The organism is Alteromonas stellipolaris (assembly GCF_001562115.1).
GTDB lineage: Bacteria > Pseudomonadota > Gammaproteobacteria > Enterobacterales > Alteromonadaceae > Alteromonas > Alteromonas stellipolaris.
Genome location: NZ_CP013926.1, coordinates 2,067,699 through 2,082,724 on the forward strand (window position 1 = coordinate 2,067,699; position 15,026 = coordinate 2,082,724).

The 15,026-nt window shown below is 43.5% G+C and carries 11 protein-coding genes; 3 read left to right on the forward strand and 8 right to left on the reverse strand.

What is annotated here, in order from left to right; genetic code table 11:
• Nucleotides 1–93: 93 nt before the first annotated feature.
• The 6 genes from AVL57_RS08765 to ffh all read right to left on the reverse strand — a co-directional run bounded on the left by AVL57_RS08765 (nt 94) and on the right by ffh (nt 8,710).
• Nucleotides 94–513 (reverse strand): tellurite resistance TerB family protein, encoded by a 420-nt coding sequence (locus AVL57_RS08765; protein ID WP_013784908.1) that lies wholly within the window; start codon nt 511–513, stop codon nt 94–96.
• A 274-nt stretch (nt 514–787) separates the two neighbouring features.
• Entirely contained in the window at nt 788–2,008 is a 1,221-nt protein-coding gene (locus tag AVL57_RS08770) for a hypothetical protein (RefSeq protein ID WP_013784909.1), read from the reverse strand.
• Nucleotides 2,005–2,640 (reverse strand): condensin complex protein MksE, encoded by a 636-nt coding sequence (locus AVL57_RS08775; RefSeq protein WP_013784910.1) that lies wholly within the window; start codon nt 2,638–2,640, stop codon nt 2,005–2,007. Before AVL57_RS08775 ends, AVL57_RS08770 begins: the two co-directional genes overlap by 4 nt.
• Nucleotides 2,637–6,377, reverse strand: coding sequence for an ATP-binding protein (locus AVL57_RS08780; protein WP_057793013.1), 3,741 nt, complete (start codon nt 6,375–6,377; stop codon nt 2,637–2,639). The genes AVL57_RS08775 and AVL57_RS08780 overlap by 4 nt, the downstream gene beginning before the upstream one ends.
• Nucleotides 6,378–6,631: 254 nt before the next feature.
• Nucleotides 6,632–7,042 (reverse strand): hypothetical protein, encoded by a 411-nt coding sequence (locus AVL57_RS08785; RefSeq protein ID WP_057793015.1) that lies wholly within the window; start codon nt 7,040–7,042, stop codon nt 6,632–6,634.
• A gap of 240 nt (nt 7,043–7,282) precedes the next feature.
• Nucleotides 7,283–8,710: a signal recognition particle protein gene (gene ffh / locus AVL57_RS08790; RefSeq protein WP_057793017.1), complete on the reverse strand. Its 1,428-nt coding sequence runs from the start codon at nt 8,708–8,710 to the stop codon at nt 7,283–7,285.
• A gap of 322 nt (nt 8,711–9,032) precedes the next feature.
• Here ffh and AVL57_RS08795 point away from each other — a divergent pair, with 322 nt between their 5' ends.
• Together AVL57_RS08795 and AVL57_RS08800 are read left to right on the forward strand one after the other, a co-directional pair.
• The gene (locus tag AVL57_RS08795; protein WP_057793019.1) at nt 9,033–9,824 is read left to right on the forward strand and encodes a cytochrome C assembly family protein; all 792 of its coding nucleotides are present in this window, start codon (nt 9,033–9,035) and stop codon (nt 9,822–9,824) included.
• A gap of 128 nt (nt 9,825–9,952) precedes the next feature.
• The gene (locus AVL57_RS08800) at nt 9,953–11,245 is read left to right on the forward strand and encodes an HlyC/CorC family transporter (RefSeq protein ID WP_057793021.1); all 1,293 of its coding nucleotides are present in this window, start codon (nt 9,953–9,955) and stop codon (nt 11,243–11,245) included.
• Here the strand turns inward: AVL57_RS08800 and AVL57_RS08805 are convergent.
• Nucleotides 11,242–11,430 carry a hypothetical protein gene (locus AVL57_RS08805; protein WP_057793023.1) on the reverse strand — a complete coding sequence of 63 codons (189 nt, stop codon included), beginning with the start codon at nt 11,428–11,430 and terminating at the stop codon, nt 11,242–11,244. The genes AVL57_RS08800 and AVL57_RS08805 overlap by 4 nt on opposite strands.
• 165 nt (nt 11,431–11,595) lie before the next feature.
• On the reverse strand, nt 11,596–12,108 hold the full coding sequence (gene sixA, locus AVL57_RS08810) for a phosphohistidine phosphatase SixA (RefSeq protein WP_231751183.1): 513 nt from the start codon (nt 12,106–12,108) through the stop codon (nt 11,596–11,598).
• A gap of 169 nt (nt 12,109–12,277) precedes the next feature.
• Here sixA and AVL57_RS08815 point away from each other — a divergent pair, with 169 nt between their 5' ends.
• Nucleotides 12,278–15,025 carry an insulinase family protein gene (locus AVL57_RS08815; protein ID WP_057793027.1) on the forward strand — a complete coding sequence of 916 codons (2,748 nt, stop codon included), beginning with the start codon at nt 12,278–12,280 and terminating at the stop codon, nt 15,023–15,025.
• The last annotated feature ends 1 nt before the right edge of the window (nt 15,026 follow it).

A 15,026-nucleotide genomic window follows, 5' to 3' on the forward strand; every position in this document is an offset into this window, starting at 1 on the left:
ATTTATTGACCGCACGCTTTGCTAGCTATGTTTAGAAACTTGTGTTGCCGAACATCTAGCGAAGATCTAGGCGTTTGCCCAAGCTCTAGGCAGCTAGTGCGGCGCTTGGTTGTTAAGCTGATTAGACAGCGTACTGCTGCCTGCTATCAATGCCTTGGCCAATAGTTTGTGGGTAAGTACCGATAACAGCTCTGTTTCTGCTTCACTTCGCTCTCCATCAACGCCAGTGATTGCCATGGCAACCTCTAGGGTTTTTTCCGCGTTAAAAGATAGGTCATCTTTTAACGCGCGCATGAACTCAAGTTCATCGCCAGTATCAATAGCTTGTCTGGTCTGGTAAATCGTATCGTTTAAAAAAGCTTCCCGGCAGATTGGACTCTGCCAATCTAGTTCTTCAACCATGGAATTGAGATAATCTTGTTCAGATAACGTCACCATACCGTCTACTTGGTATAACAATACTGACAATTTGATAAGTGCTTGGTTAAAGGTTTGTTGCTGTGAAAGTTGCATAGTTTCATCCTCTTCGTGCCATACGCATTGGCACCACTACTTGCCCGCATCCTGCTAGGCAGTTTATTGTTTTTCACGAGAGTATTAATGTTGCTCCTGCTCGTTGACAGCTATATTACGCCACCATGAACAATTAAGTTCAATGTGTGAATTAAATGTAAAATAACTGTTGCTATTATAGTCTTTTCTTTGCGAGATCCAAGTAAACTTGCGTATAAGAAGCCCGAAATAAGTGTAAAGACAAATGTAAAAACCAATATAATAAATAGAGCCGCTAGCGCAGCCCTAGGGTGATATCGTTAATGTAGAAGTTGCCTGTAAACGTTTTGTCATTTTCACCATGAGGATCGAGGGCAAAAAATTGCTTTTCTTGATCGGCAAGCGCTTGATAGCCTCCAATCACTTGATACATCCATACCTCACGATCAAACGCTAACGCTTTTTCTTCATAATAGGTTAACGCTGTTTTCGGTTGGCCCGAATCAATAACCTCACAGAAGAAGTCTTCTATGGCTAACTGTAATTCATCCTTTTCAAGAGATACCGTAGATTGTTCGGTTACATCGATATCTTGCTGTGGTTCAGCATCATCATGTTTAGTAGCACGTTGATGAATATGCGTAAGCGAGGACACAATCTCTTGGTAATCGTTTTCGTGCTCAACATTATTCACATCTGGCGCAGCGGCACTCATCACGCTGCTTGATTGATTAAACAGTACTGGCACTTGCGTCAAGTTAGTGTAGTTACCCGGCGCAAAGTCAGGGTGTTGCTCCATGTGTAGCAAGTAGCCCTTAAGCAAGCGAGTACGACCTTGGAATTCTCGAAACCGGCCAAGTAAATCTATCAAACGCGCTTGCACCACCGAGAGTTCTTGCGCGGCTTTTGAAAAGCGCTGCTGCAAAGACACCACCAGCAAATGGCGAAGTTCGCGGTTTGAACCCGCTATTTCACTTAATTCATCGAAGCGGAAACATTCCAGCTGTGATAGCAAGTCAGTCACCTGCCCTTGCGCTAGTTCATTTTCACGAATTTTCGCATCTACCGACGACACATAACCAAACTCATTAGTAATGCGCCCGAACAACACACGTACGCTGTTCGATAAAGACTCTGACAGTTGATACACATGCTCGGTTAAATCGCTCATGTGCGCAGCGGATTCGTTGTATTTATTGTAATGCAGGGCTTCTTTATAATGCTCTGCTAAGGTTTTTAAACTCGCGAGCGACGCACCGATATTGGCATTAATGGTGCGGTTTCTTTCATCTTGTAAGCTACCTTCTAGTAACGTACGAACTGCACTTTTAAGTCGTAATTCACTTTGCGATTCAGGGCGCCACAGCACACCAAGCTGCACCAATTGCTCTAATACCTTAGGGCTGTGGTTTTGCTCATCAACCGTGCCGTTTATATAAACCTGCATGATAAGGTCGCTGTGCTTACCCAATGCATTTAGTAAGCGAGCACCTGTTTGAATAAGCGCTTGGCTCATAACAAACTACCCTGGGTAATAGCAGCATCAGCTTGCTCAGATAAACTTAACGCTTCTGTTTCATCAATAAAACGCAGCATTTCATACAAGTGCTCTACTTTACCGGTGGCAAGGTAAATCTGCTTTTCTGGGTTTGGCTTGGTTAAGTAACCCATTTCGGTTAAGCGTTTAAATACCTGCTTTAACTGGCCATCTAAATTCACGCTGGTAGAACCAAACATGCGGTAACGAGAAATTTTCTCTAGTTGCTCGGCATACGCAGGGGTATCTTCAATAGTAGTTTGCAGTTCGTTTAAGCGAATAGCGTTGCCCATAGTCACCGGCATATCAGACTCATTGGCTTGTTGTACTAACAACAACCATTCCACCAGCGGCACTAAGTTCGACGCAGTATCCTGAAACTGTTGGGTTAGAATTTTGCGCTCTGCCTCACCAATGGTTAAGTAACTGGCAAAAAAAACATCGCCTTCAGCTGTGCTTGAAAGTGTGCGGTTTAGCAATGCTAAATGAGGCTCTAATTGCTGAGCTTTCTCACGGTTTTTCAAAAAGCGCCATGCTTCTTCGTCAGTAACCTGACAAATAAAAGTCCCTTGCAATAGTGCGCTTAACACGCGGCCTTGTTCCGTCATCATGATAATGTCTCCTGGCTAGCGGCATTCCCTTTATCTTGTGCTTTTTTAGCCTGTAGGCGAGCAGCAATACCACTGGTTCTCGGCTGAACTACCTGCAACTGGCGGGTGACTTTGTCAATAAGGTAGCGATTCTCAAACAAAGTCAGTACTTCCGATTCAGGGTTCGGGAATGCGCCTACAACACTAATATTGTTGTTCTGACAGGCATCGAAAATTTTCTTCACGTTGCTTTGATGCAGTGTACCCAACTCATCAATGGGCCAGTGTACGGTTGCTTCTGCATCGCCTCGCAATAAACGGGTAAAGGCCAGTAAGAACTTACATAAAATAAGGTAAGCCATACCATGACTAGACGATTCATTTAACTGGCGATCGGTGCGAATAACCAAGTCGCTCTTGCCTTCACGTAAATGAAGTTCGATATCAAGCAATTTACTGATGCCGCCAGTAAGTGCAGCGCGCCCTAAAATGTCTAGCACACGACGCATACTTAGCCCGTACTCTTCATCAGGCAAGGTATTTGCGCCCTCTTCCATCCAGTGCTCGTACAGCTTTCTAAACTGCTCTAGTTCTGGCCAAAATTCTAGCTCGCTAATGCGAGAGCGAATCTTCACCGCAGAATCAGACACACCATCTAGGAACAATTCACCGTCAACTTCTTGAGTAATTCGGCGGCTTTGCGACACAATACGCTTGTCTATATCTGCAAGTACAAAGTAGTACTGAGACAAATCGGCACCGAATATTCTGCCTTGCTCACGTAAGCCTTGTAGTTTCTGCGGCACTATTACATTAAGCAACTGAGATAAGTGAGATACCATACGGCGATGGTCGAAGCTCTTTACCCCGTGGGCGTTAATAGTGGCGCATTCTTCACGCGCGCGTTCCCAGGTATCAGACAGCCCAGTTCCAGCTTGCGCTGCAATTAGCTGATCGAATCTTTCTACATAAGCACGAATATCGCTATAAAGGGTGTCTCGTTCTTGCAAATGCCCTTGTACTTCAGAAATACGCTGGTTCACACTGACATCGTCATGCTTAATTTCAGTAAACTCTTTTGCAGCTTGCAGGGTAAGCTTACTGAGTGATTTGCTTAACGTACGAACTTGTTCTAGTTGATCTGTTGCAGTTTTCAGCCTAGTTTCAAGTGAAGCCTGCATCTCAAGTAGTTGTTCACGCGTCGCTTTATATTCACTTTGCTTTTGAGCCAAACCGCGCTCAGATTCCCCTAACGATTTCCGCGCTTTTGCCAGTTCGTCTTGCCATACCACTTTTTGTTTAGTGAATATGGTAGTGTACCAACGCTCATAATCGGCCACTTTATGGCGGTGGGTTTCGGTGCGGTTTATATCTTCTTTCAGCTTATTAATTTGCTTCTTAAGCTGACCTATTTCGTCGATGTCTACACCGCGATTATTCAGCTCATTTTCAAGCCACTTTTGCATATCTTCACGGTCGCGAGCGGCATTCGCTTTTGCCTGCTGCATGTCTTTATCAATTTGAGAAATACGCCCTGTGCTATCGGCAATTAGCTGTTGCCAATGGAAGCTATGTTCTGTTTCCGACTCTCGCTGCTGATCTTTTATTTCGTCACGGCTAAGTTCATATTGGGCTTTGGCTTGTTTTTGGGCTTGAAGATTAGCTTCAAGCTTTGTTTTCGCCTTTTGCTTGCGTGCGGAAAGCGCCTGCTGATATTCACTTAACAGGCTATCACGGTCTTGTTGAGCGCGCTTACGGCTAGCTTCAGCACTTTTAACCGCATTGTCTTTTTGCGTCATCGACAATTCAGCATTGCGAACATCTTCATTGGCTTTAGCTAAGCGCGTTTCGCATTCATTCTGCGCAGCAAGGGATGCCGCTTGACGAGTTTCAGCTAACTGAAGCTGTTGCTTCAAGGCTTGTTCAGTTTGCGCGTATTCTGGCGTTTCAAGCTCTGAGAGGGCTAAGTTGATGCCCATCAGCGAAGTGCTAGTTCCGCTGGTGTCTGATTTAGCGTCTTCGGCAGCTTTAGTCACGCTGGGGCTTAAGTCGTTCCGGTCTAACAATTCAGGGCGAAGTACTTTACCTAGGGTTAATTCCCAATCATCAACATTGGCACGTAAGAACTCTAGCAATGAGCCCTCACCTGGGTACAGCAAGCTATTGATTTTTGAAACTGCACTTTCTTCTTTTTGAAAGGCAACGCGCGCTTTATCAAGGGCGTTTGAAGCATCTTGCCTAAACTGCACCGCTTTACTATGGGCTTGCTGAGTTTGTCGGTAAGCCGCTCGAGCTGCATCTTCGTTAACTGACGCTTCTTTAGTGGCGGCATCAAGCAAATCTAATTGCGACTGCTCAAATTCGTTGTAACCCGCGTTAGATAGCGAGGCCTTTAGTTCAGCTTCCGCGACTTTAAGTTCACCAGAGGCGGTTTGATAATTTGCTTGTAAGGTGCTGAGCTGGCCTGCGTAATCATCGCGAATGCGGGCAATGGCTTCATGTTCTTGTTGCGTTTGCTCTGCTTTGGTTTCCGCTGCCTCTTGCCTAGCCGCTGATAGCGACTCTAAGGAAAGTGACAACTTATCGCCTAGTTCAGCCAATCGCTTGTTATAGGCTGATTCTATATCTTGGTGTTTTTCGGTAAGTAATAGATAGCGGCTGTCGGCCAATTCACGGGCGTTTTGCCATTGCGCTAAATTAGCAACGTCTTCTTTTAACTGGTCGATATTCTGGTCTTGCCATTTATCGAATTCACGTTCAACGGTATCCAGTTCACTGGTGTATTTTTCAACATCGGCCCGGGCAGACGAAATAACTTGATTAAGATGATCCCGCGTATCGTGCCACTGACTATCAGTTTGTTTACGCTGGAAGGTATTCTCGTCTAATTCGTTTTTAGTGGTATCAACGCGAGTAGATAAGTGTACCTTATCAAGCTCAAAGCTATGCTTTAAGTTGGCTAACAGTTGCTCAATGCTGCTTAACGCCATATCGGCTTGTTCAAGTTTGCTGAACTCAGGGCGAATATTGTCGAACTGTTTAATTAACTGGCACTCTTTAATCCAGTCATCAACACGATTACGGCTTAAGCCTGATGTAGGCGGTGTTACCCCATCTTCTTCCAAAATAGCGGCAATCATGGCTTTGATGGTTTCCATCTTGCCTTCTTTTGAATGCACTGCTTTTGCAAGCTTTTCAATATGACGCATATGCTTGCTGGGCTCGCACAGGCTGAATATTTTGGCGTAACCTAATAGTTCTCGACCGTTACCGCTTTGGTTTAATACACCATGATCGTTTTGTACAATCGCGCGGAAATCTTTGGTGTTCAGCAAACTGGTTACCATCACGTTATTGCGTTTCATTGCGCGAGCAAGTTCTGCACTGCTTACGCTAACGTGTTTACCACTTTTTTGCTTAATTAAGTAATCGTCAATATCGAACGGTTTACCTACTAAGCGATAGTTAACGCCCGTGCCATTAGAGCTTAAAACCGCTTGGCATATATCACCGTCGGCGCGGGCATACTCATAAATAATAAAGCTAGATAAACGAGGTAAGTACCAACGTTCAAAACTGTCACGGGTGGCTGGTACTACACGACTAGGATATTCGCCGTAAAAAACTGGAATGAGCCGCTGCAAAGTCGTTTTACCCGATGCATTCGTACCACAGATGTTGGTATGCCCATCAAGCTTTAATTCAACCACACCCGGCAAATGGGTATCGATGAGAACAATACGTTTTAAGCCTGCCATTCAGTATCCTATTATTTTGAGTATCAGCACACAGCCCCCTTTGGAGCTTGAAGCACATTTATCTATTTTAAACGTTGTATTTTTACAATTAACAAATTGCACCTCAGATGCTACTTGTAAATCGATTAATGAGCCGTTCAGTGTATTATGAAATGAATGATTTGCACAGGCAGTATGAAGAGACAAACACAGTAGAATGAATGACTGCTGTTTTTTTACGCAATGGTGATAAGTGTTGTACTAAAAAGGGAAAGTTAAGCGACTACCTTGGCAGTAGTAACGTGGAAACCATGCTTAGTAAGCCATGCGAAACCTTCGCTCGAATTCTCGACATGACAAATATTGTCCTTGTGTTTCTCTGCATCTAACATGCGATTAAGCTGGTACGTTTTAAGTGCGTGATCTTTATAGACCCTTGCAGTATGTGTCATATTATTAACTTGTGCCCAAACAAGCATTTCATTAATGACAGGCTCTACGTCTGGGGTAGACAACGCCCATTCGTCAAAATAAACAAGGTGTGCCCAAGGAGTATGATTAAGCTGTCGGCCTACTTTTTTAAATTCTTGGCTAAATTTCTCTGCAATAGCAAGATCCCAAGCGCCTTTGACATGCACAATCACCACATTATTGTCTGTTCTAATGAAGTAGTTCGCTTTGATCATTATGGTCTCGTATCAAAAACTAATCGCGTAAGACTTTATTATAGCTCACGGTTGTCTAAACCATAATTTTACTAACTGATAAAATTCACTTAATTAGCAATACAGGAGCGGTGATAGACGCGAAAACTGCTTACGTTCTGTCACTTAAACCAAACGACTCGCCTATAGAATTTGATGCAAGAAAATAAAAAAAGCCCCATCTTAAAGGATGAGGCTTTCAACATAATTAATTTTTTTAGGCTATCTTGGAGGGAACATACCACCACCGCCGCCGAAGCCACCAGGGCCCCCACCACCAAAGCCACCTGGACCGCCCGGCCCACCAGGAGGCATCATGCCTTTCATCTGGCGCATCATTTTCTTCATGCCGCCACCAGACATTTTCTTCATCATTTTTTGCATTTGAGTAAACTGCTTAAGTAAACGGTTCACATCCTGAATCTGAGTACCAGAACCTGCAGCAATACGACGTTTACGAGACCCTTTGATGATATCAGGGCGAGAGCGTTCAGCGGGTGTCATCGAGTTAATGATGGCTTCCATCTGATTGAACTGCTTGTCGTTGGCTTGCTCTTTGATTTTTTCAGACATACCGCCCATACCCGGCAGTTTGTCCATCATTCCCATCATGCCGCCCATGTTCTTCATTTGCTCAAGCTGATCTTTAAAATCTTGAAGATCGAAGCCTTTACCTTTTTGAACTTTCTTGGCCAGTTGTTCCGCTTTGTTACGGTCAACTTTACGTTCTACTTCTTCAATTAAGCTGAGTACATCACCCATACCTAAAATACGTGAAGCGATACGCTCTGGGTGGAATGGCTCTAGTGCATCTACTTTCTCGCCCATACCGATAAACTTAATAGGTTTACCTGTAATATGACGAACAGAAAGGGCAGCACCGCCTCGCGCATCACCATCGGCTTTCGTTAAGATTACACCGGTTAATGGTAGTGCATCGTTAAAGGCTTTTGCTGTATTTGCCGCATCTTGCCCTGTCATGGCATCAACCACGAACAAGGTTTCAATTGGCTTAACAGCAGCGTGTAAGTCTTTAATCTCGTCCATCATGTCATTATCGACATGCAAACGACCTGCGGTATCAACTAGCAGTACATCAAAGAAGTTTTTCTTCGCTTCATTAATGGCGCCTTCAACAATGTGAATAGGCGTTTGCAAAATAGTTGACGGGTGAAAAGATACATTCACTTCACTAGCAAGGGTTTCCAATTGTTTGATCGCCGCTGGGCGATAAACATCGGCACTTACTACCATAACCTTTTTCTTTTCACGCTCGGTTAGATATTTAGCAAGTTTAGCCACTGAGGTGGTTTTACCCGCCCCTTGAAGGCCTGCCATTAAAATAACTGCAGGAGGCTGAGTGGCAAGGTTTAGCTTTTCGTTCGCTTCACCCATTACCGCTTCTAGCTCAGACTGAACAATCTTAATAAAGATTTGCCCAGGCTTCAGGCTCTTAGTGACTTCAGTCCCTACTGCACGTTCTTTAACTTGTGCAACGAAGGATTTGATAACCGGTAATGCAACATCCGCTTCAAGTAACGCCATGCGCACTTCGCGAAGCGTTTCTTTGATGTTGTCTTCTGTAAGACGCCCCTTACCACTGACATTTCGTAATGTCTGGCCTAAGCGTTCTGATAAATTTTCAAACATAGTATGAAACTTCTATTTATTTCAGACGTAATGCGCCTATTGTAACGTAAAAGGGCGACTTAACGTACCGTCTAGTGAAGGAAATTTCTTTCCTCTGTCTACTGCTCATGCATACAAGCCTGCCATGAGCCGCCATTAAACTAATTCAGATGGTTATTGTCTCATCTCGTAGGCTTGCATGCGAGGGAATTAAACGAACTCTATTGCCCCAATACATGGTACTTGCATAAAGAAAAACAAGGAGACGGTTGAATTTAAGCTCAACTTCCAGTATCAATACCGCCAGTATTGGTGATAAACACCATTTTTTACAGGAAACATCATGAACACCGCTTTCGCCATTGCCGCCGCTGCGCTTTACGCTATGGCCGCCATTGTTTTACTTGGCAAGTTTGTACACCAAGAAGGCCCGAACAAACGCTTAGGCTTAGGCATTGCTAGCTTAGGTGTTGTTGCGCACATTGCGTTTTTGCTTAACGTTATTATAGTAGCGCCTGGCCAAGACATGAGTATTACCAACGTGCTTTCATTAGTAGCTTGGATAATCACCACCGCCATGCTGATATTTGCTCGCGCTATTCCCAATCTTATTTTGCTTCCAGTGGTGTTTGGGTTTGCTAGCTTATCGGTACTAGCCTCGTTGTTTATTCCCGTGTCTTATATTATGCATATAGAGTTGCAACCAGGGCTAGTGGTGCATATCAGCTTATCTTTGTTTGCTTATTGCACACTGGTTATTGCCTTTCTTTATGCCTTGCAGATGTCATACATTACCTATCGATTGAAACAAAAAGGCGCAACGCTGTTACATTCATCTTTGCCACCTTTGATGTTAGTAGAAGGCATATTGTTTAAGCTTTTGCTGGCAGGAACTTGCTTGCTATCTGTGTCACTTCTTAGCGGGTTTGTTTTCTTAGATGATATGTTTAATAAAACGTATGCGCATAAAACGGTGCTATCAAGTGCCGCGTTAGTGGTGTACTTAATATTATTGATAGGTCAGAAGCTTCGAGGATGGCGCGGAAAACAAGTGATATTCATGACAGTACTCGGTGTTATTTTACTGTCACTTGCGTACTTCGGTAGTAAATTAGTTCGAGAAATATTGCTATAAATCGCCATTAATCCAAATGAATTAGTCAAATTTACGTGCACACCTTGCGTATGCTGCGTATATTGCACATGTAGACCCAATTTCAAATTACAGTATTTGAACATCAATAAATGATAGGAACCCAATAGTTGGACGACATATCTACGAGTACGCTGTTTATCGCGCTCGGCGTACTCATATTACTTTCTGCGTATTTCTCTAGTTCTGAAACAGGCATGATGTCGATAAACCGATATCGCCTTAAGCACCTGCAAAACGAAGGCAATAAATCTGCCCAACGGGTTCAAAAACTTCTCGACCGCCCCGATAGACTTATAGGTCTTATCTTAATAGGGAACAACCTTGTTAATATTGCCGCTTCATCGTTAGCGACAATTATTTGTATTCGCTTGTTTGGCGATTATTGGGGCTTATTTGCAGCCACCTTTGGCTTAACTTTAATTTTGCTTATTTTTGCTGAAGTTACCCCGAAAACATTAGCTGCGCTTTACCCAGAAAAAGTGGCCTTCCCAAGTTCGGTAATACTATTACCCTTGTTAACGATACTTTATCCGTTCGTGGCTTTTATCAATGGCATCACCAATGGCATTTTAGCGCTGCTCAAAATTAGCCCCGCAGATGGCAATGACGACTCTTTAAGTCGCGAAGAATTACGTACCGTTGTTTATGAAGCCGGAAGCCTTATTCCCAAAAAACACCAAGATATGTTGGTGAGTATTTTGGATTTAGAGAGCGTAACAGCGGAAGATATTATGGTGCCAAGAGCTGAAATTGTTGCCATAGATATTAACGACGAATGGAAGCGAATTCAGAAGCACCTTACCCACGCTCAACATACCCGTGTGTTACTTTACCGCGATAGCATTGATGATGCAGTAGGGTTTGTACATGTGCGCGACGCCCTTCGCTTGTTGTCGAAAGACCAGTTCACTAAATCGAGTCTGCTTCGTGCGGTAAGAGAAATATACTACACGCCAGAATCTACGCCATTACATACGTTGATGTATAAGTTCCAAGCAGAAAAAGAACGTATCGCGCTCGTTGTCGACGAGTATGGCGATATTATGGGTTTGGTTACATTAGAGGATATTCTCGAAGAAATCATCGGTGACTTCACCACCAGCATGGTGCCTGATCACAGTAAAGAAGCGCACGTTCAGCAAGATGGCTCTGTATTGGTAGATGGCAGTGCTAATATTCGTGACCTTAATAAAGAAATGGATTGGAACTTGCCTACTGAAGGGCCGAAAACATTGAATGGGCTATTGCTAGAGTATTTAGAAGAGATTCCAGAGAACAAAGTGAGTGTTCGCTTGGCAGGTTACCCGTTAGAGATTGTGGATATTACAGAAAACATGATCAAAACGGTTCGCATTATGCCGGAGTACTTCAACGCCCCCCAGTCTGGCGCTTCAGACTAGATTTTATCTACTGCTTTTTGAGCACGTTTGGCAAGCACTTGCGCTTTTGCAGCCGCAACCTTGTCAGACAACGTAGTCAATTTTGTAATAATGTCCTGCATCTCCTCGTCTTCGCGCAAATCTGCTTCCGCCATATGCGACTGCAATGAACGCTTGAGGAGTTCAGGAATAGATTTGCTGGTCATTCCCCACCCTGCTTTCGAATAAACTTTGACACTCTCAATAATTATTATCGGTCAAAAACAAAACTTCTGAAGCAAAATCCACAAATAAATCTTTAGTCTAATGTAACCATTGTCATTCAAGCCAGATACACCACGTGTATCGACCTTTTATCGCTATTTGAACCTTCAGCCTTGGTAATGTGTTAGCAAGGTGCCTTTTTGTGTTCTGAGCGAATAACGGATGACGGCGATGGAAGCAGTAGCGAATAAACTGGTTGTGTAAGACTGGCACAATGCGTCAACCAAATAGCTAACTAACGGCATGTGGCTAACCACCAATATTCGTTTGAGGGGTTGTTTAGAATTCACAGCACTGTGAATGCGCGCCGACAAATAATCGCTAACCAATTCTGCCGAGCCGTCGGGAATAATATCTTCATTAACTTCGACTTTATCAGCGACGATATCGAGGGAGACCATATCAAGGGTTTGACGCGTTCTGCGATAAGGGCTGATTAGCGCCAAATCCACGGCGTTATCAGGACAATAATTCGCACACAACCACTGCGTAGCGGCCAACGATTGCTGTCTACCAACTTGAGTGAGCTGCCGACTTTTGTCATCCAAACGCGGTGCTTCTGCCTCTCCGTGGCGCATGATAAATAAAAAAATGTCGTCGTTGCTACTTTGACCTGACATAACATTACGCATACTATGTTTTAAGTGCAGTTACGATAACAGAGTGCTTTAATTACGCATAGCACAAAACCTAAATAGTGGTTATTAAACTGTATTATTTCATTTCAGGGATTGTGAGTAGTTTGTGGTTTCCTGACAATTTTGTCTTGAGTTTTTACAATGAGATCATGTGACTAACGTTCAAAAATTTGACAATGCATATCACTTTACCCTGCCTAACGGCCTTAGGGTTATGTTATGCCACGAGCCACAATCCAGCACCTCCTATGTTTCTATGGCGGTTCGTGCGGGTCATTTTTACGATCCAAGCGATTGTCAGGGGTTAGCCCATTTACTAGAACATATGCTCTTTATGGGAAGTCGACATTTTCCAAACCCAAATAGTATCAACGGGTTCATCGAGCAACATGGCGGTAATATTAACGCGTGGACAGGTACTGAATATGCGAATTATCACTATCAGTGTGACGGTTCTGCGATTGCACAAACCCTTCCGGCCTTTGCCGATATGTTGCGCCAGCCCATCTTAAATGAAACCGCGCTTATAAACGAAATCAAATCCATTGATGCAGAGTTTCAGTTTAAAATTAAAGACGATTTACGCCGGCTTTATCAAATTCACAAAGAAACGTGTAATCCCGCTCACCCCTTCTCTAAATTTTCTGTTGGCAATGCTGATATATTTTCAAAACACGAAGTTAACAGCCTTCGCGAGGCATTAAGAGCTCTGCACAAACAGTATTATTGTGGGCGCAATATGTGTTTGTGTATTTCAAGCCCTGTTCCTATTGCTCAGCTAGAAGCGTTAATAACGCAGAGTTTTTCAAGTTTTGAGGCCGGCGCGTTAGCCAGTGATTCTTGGCCTGCGCTTTATTCCTCTTCTCAGCTTGGCATTCAAATTAATATCAAACCGCTGCAAACAGCGCGGCGAATGATAGTAACCTTTGCATTACCAGGCATTCACAATGATATCGATACCAAACCGCTAAATTATATTAGTCATTTACTTGGCGATGAAGGCGAAGGCAGTCTACTTGCCTACTTAAAGAGCCAAAACTGGGCGGTAAATCTAATTGCTGGTTCGGGTATTGAAGGCGACAAATTCAAAGACTTCAATATTAGCTTTCAGTTAACAGAGCTTGGGTTAGCAAACCAACACCATGTGGTAATGGCACTATTTAGTTACTTAGAATTGGTTAAGCTTTCTATTAATGATTCATGGCGATTCGAAGAGAAAGCACAACTTACCGCACTAGCTCTAGAATATGAAGAGAACGTCAAGCCGCTAACGATGGTTAGCGAATTTGCTCAGCATCAGTTTTTATTCACTCCGGAGCAACTAAGAAAGCTTCGCACGAGTATCGGTAGCTACGACGGCGCAGTCATGAAAGAGGCCTTGTCGTTCTTTACGCCGTTTAACATTCGATTAAAGGTAATCTCTCCGGATGTAGAAACCGACAGAAGCTGCGCATATTACAATGCAAGATACCGTGTTCAGCCTATTGCTGAAGAACAATTGAACGCCTTTGCGTCACCAATAACGATTGAAGCATTATCGCTGCCCCCTCCGAACCCTTATTTAGGGGAAAGCTACGCGTTAGTGTTACCAGAAACAGGATTCGATAACCCTACGAAATTGGTTGATAAAGACGGCGTGCGCTTCTGGTTTGCACAAGACCAACAGTTTTTTAGCCCCAAGGGCGACATTTATGTCTCGTTTGATATGGTGCACTTTTCTGATTCTTTAACCGCGGTTGCTGCTAAGCGAATTTGGTTAAGTGCATTAAATGACTACTTGCAAGCCAAGTATTACCGCGCCGAAATTGCGGGGCTGCATTATCGAATTTATGGCCACCAAGCTGGCTTTACATTGCATACCCGAGGCTTTACCAATCAGCAGATGTTATTAGCTGAGCAGTTGCTAGAAGCGGTCTTATCGTTTAAACCATCAGAGTTTAATTTTCAGCATTACAAACAAATGCAGCTTCAAAATTTACAGAACTCATTGTTGAACAAACCAACTAACCGCTTGTTCTCTAGGCTGAGTGTGTTGATACAACGTAATACTCAAGCTCCTGTGGAGTTATTGCAAGCGGTAGCCAACACTTCCTATGAAGATATGATTAAAGTGCGTGACACTGCATTTGACGATTATTTCATAGAAAGTTTTGTGCATGGCAATTGGGCCAGCGAGCAAGCGATGGGATTCGCACACACTATTGATAGTAAATGTGTTAACACTAGCGGTGCACCTTTGTCTCGCGCGGTATCGAAACTTCCCGTTGGCGAAGCTTTTTATCATCAAGTCAGTTGTGAGCACGACGATGCGGCTGTTGTGCTGTATTTACAAGCCCCTACTGCAGGCCTACACGACACTGCACTTTGTATGGTGTTAGAGCAAATGTTGGCGGCACCATTTTTCAATGCGCTTCGAACAGAACAGCAGTTGGGCTACATTGTGGGAACCGGCTATGTTCCCCACAATCAACACCCTGGGATGGCATTTTATGTGCAAAGCCCTAATAACAGTGCCAAAACGCTACTTGATGCCATGACCGTATTCCTGTTTCAGCAGTTAGAAGAAATCGAGTTTTATCGTTTTTATTGGTCTACTATCAAACAGAACTTATTAAAGCAACTTGAAGAACGTGACCTTAATTTGTCGATGAAGTCGCAAAGACTATGGATAAGCTTAGGTACTCAAGATTTAAGCTTTAATAGAAATACACAACTTGCTGAGTGTATTAGTGCGTTAAGTTTTGAAGATATACAAAGTTACGCCCATCAACTTGCCAAGCGAGAGCGTTGCGGAGAGTTGATTCTGTTTGCAGAAGGAAAGCACGAAAAACTAGAAACGCCAAAGCACAGAACCATAAATGGAATTTCAGAGTTTAAATCCCAAATTCCTTATTACTAGC

Coding starts and splice junctions, on each gene's coding strand:
- AVL57_RS08765 (WP_013784908.1), bottom strand. CDS start 513: ATGCAACTTTCACAGCAACAAACCTTTAACCAAGCACTTATCAAATTG.
- AVL57_RS08770 (WP_013784909.1), bottom strand. CDS start 2,008: ATGAGCCAAGCGCTTATTCAAACAGGTGCTCGCTTACTAAATGCATTG.
- AVL57_RS08775 (WP_013784910.1), bottom strand. CDS start 2,640: ATGATGACGGAACAAGGCCGCGTGTTAAGCGCACTATTGCAAGGGACT.
- AVL57_RS08780 (WP_057793013.1), bottom strand. CDS start 6,377: ATGGCAGGCTTAAAACGTATTGTTCTCATCGATACCCATTTGCCGGGT.
- AVL57_RS08785 (WP_057793015.1), bottom strand. CDS start 7,042: ATGATCAAAGCGAACTACTTCATTAGAACAGACAATAATGTGGTGATT.
- ffh (WP_057793017.1), bottom strand. CDS start 8,710: ATGTTTGAAAATTTATCAGAACGCTTAGGCCAGACATTACGAAATGTC.
- AVL57_RS08795 (WP_057793019.1), top strand. CDS start 9,033: ATGAACACCGCTTTCGCCATTGCCGCCGCTGCGCTTTACGCTATGGCC.
- AVL57_RS08805 (WP_057793023.1), bottom strand. CDS start 11,430: ATGACCAGCAAATCTATTCCTGAACTCCTCAAGCGTTCATTGCAGTCG.
- sixA (WP_231751183.1), bottom strand. CDS start 12,108: ATGTCAGGTCAAAGTAGCAACGACGACATTTTTTTATTTATCATGCGC.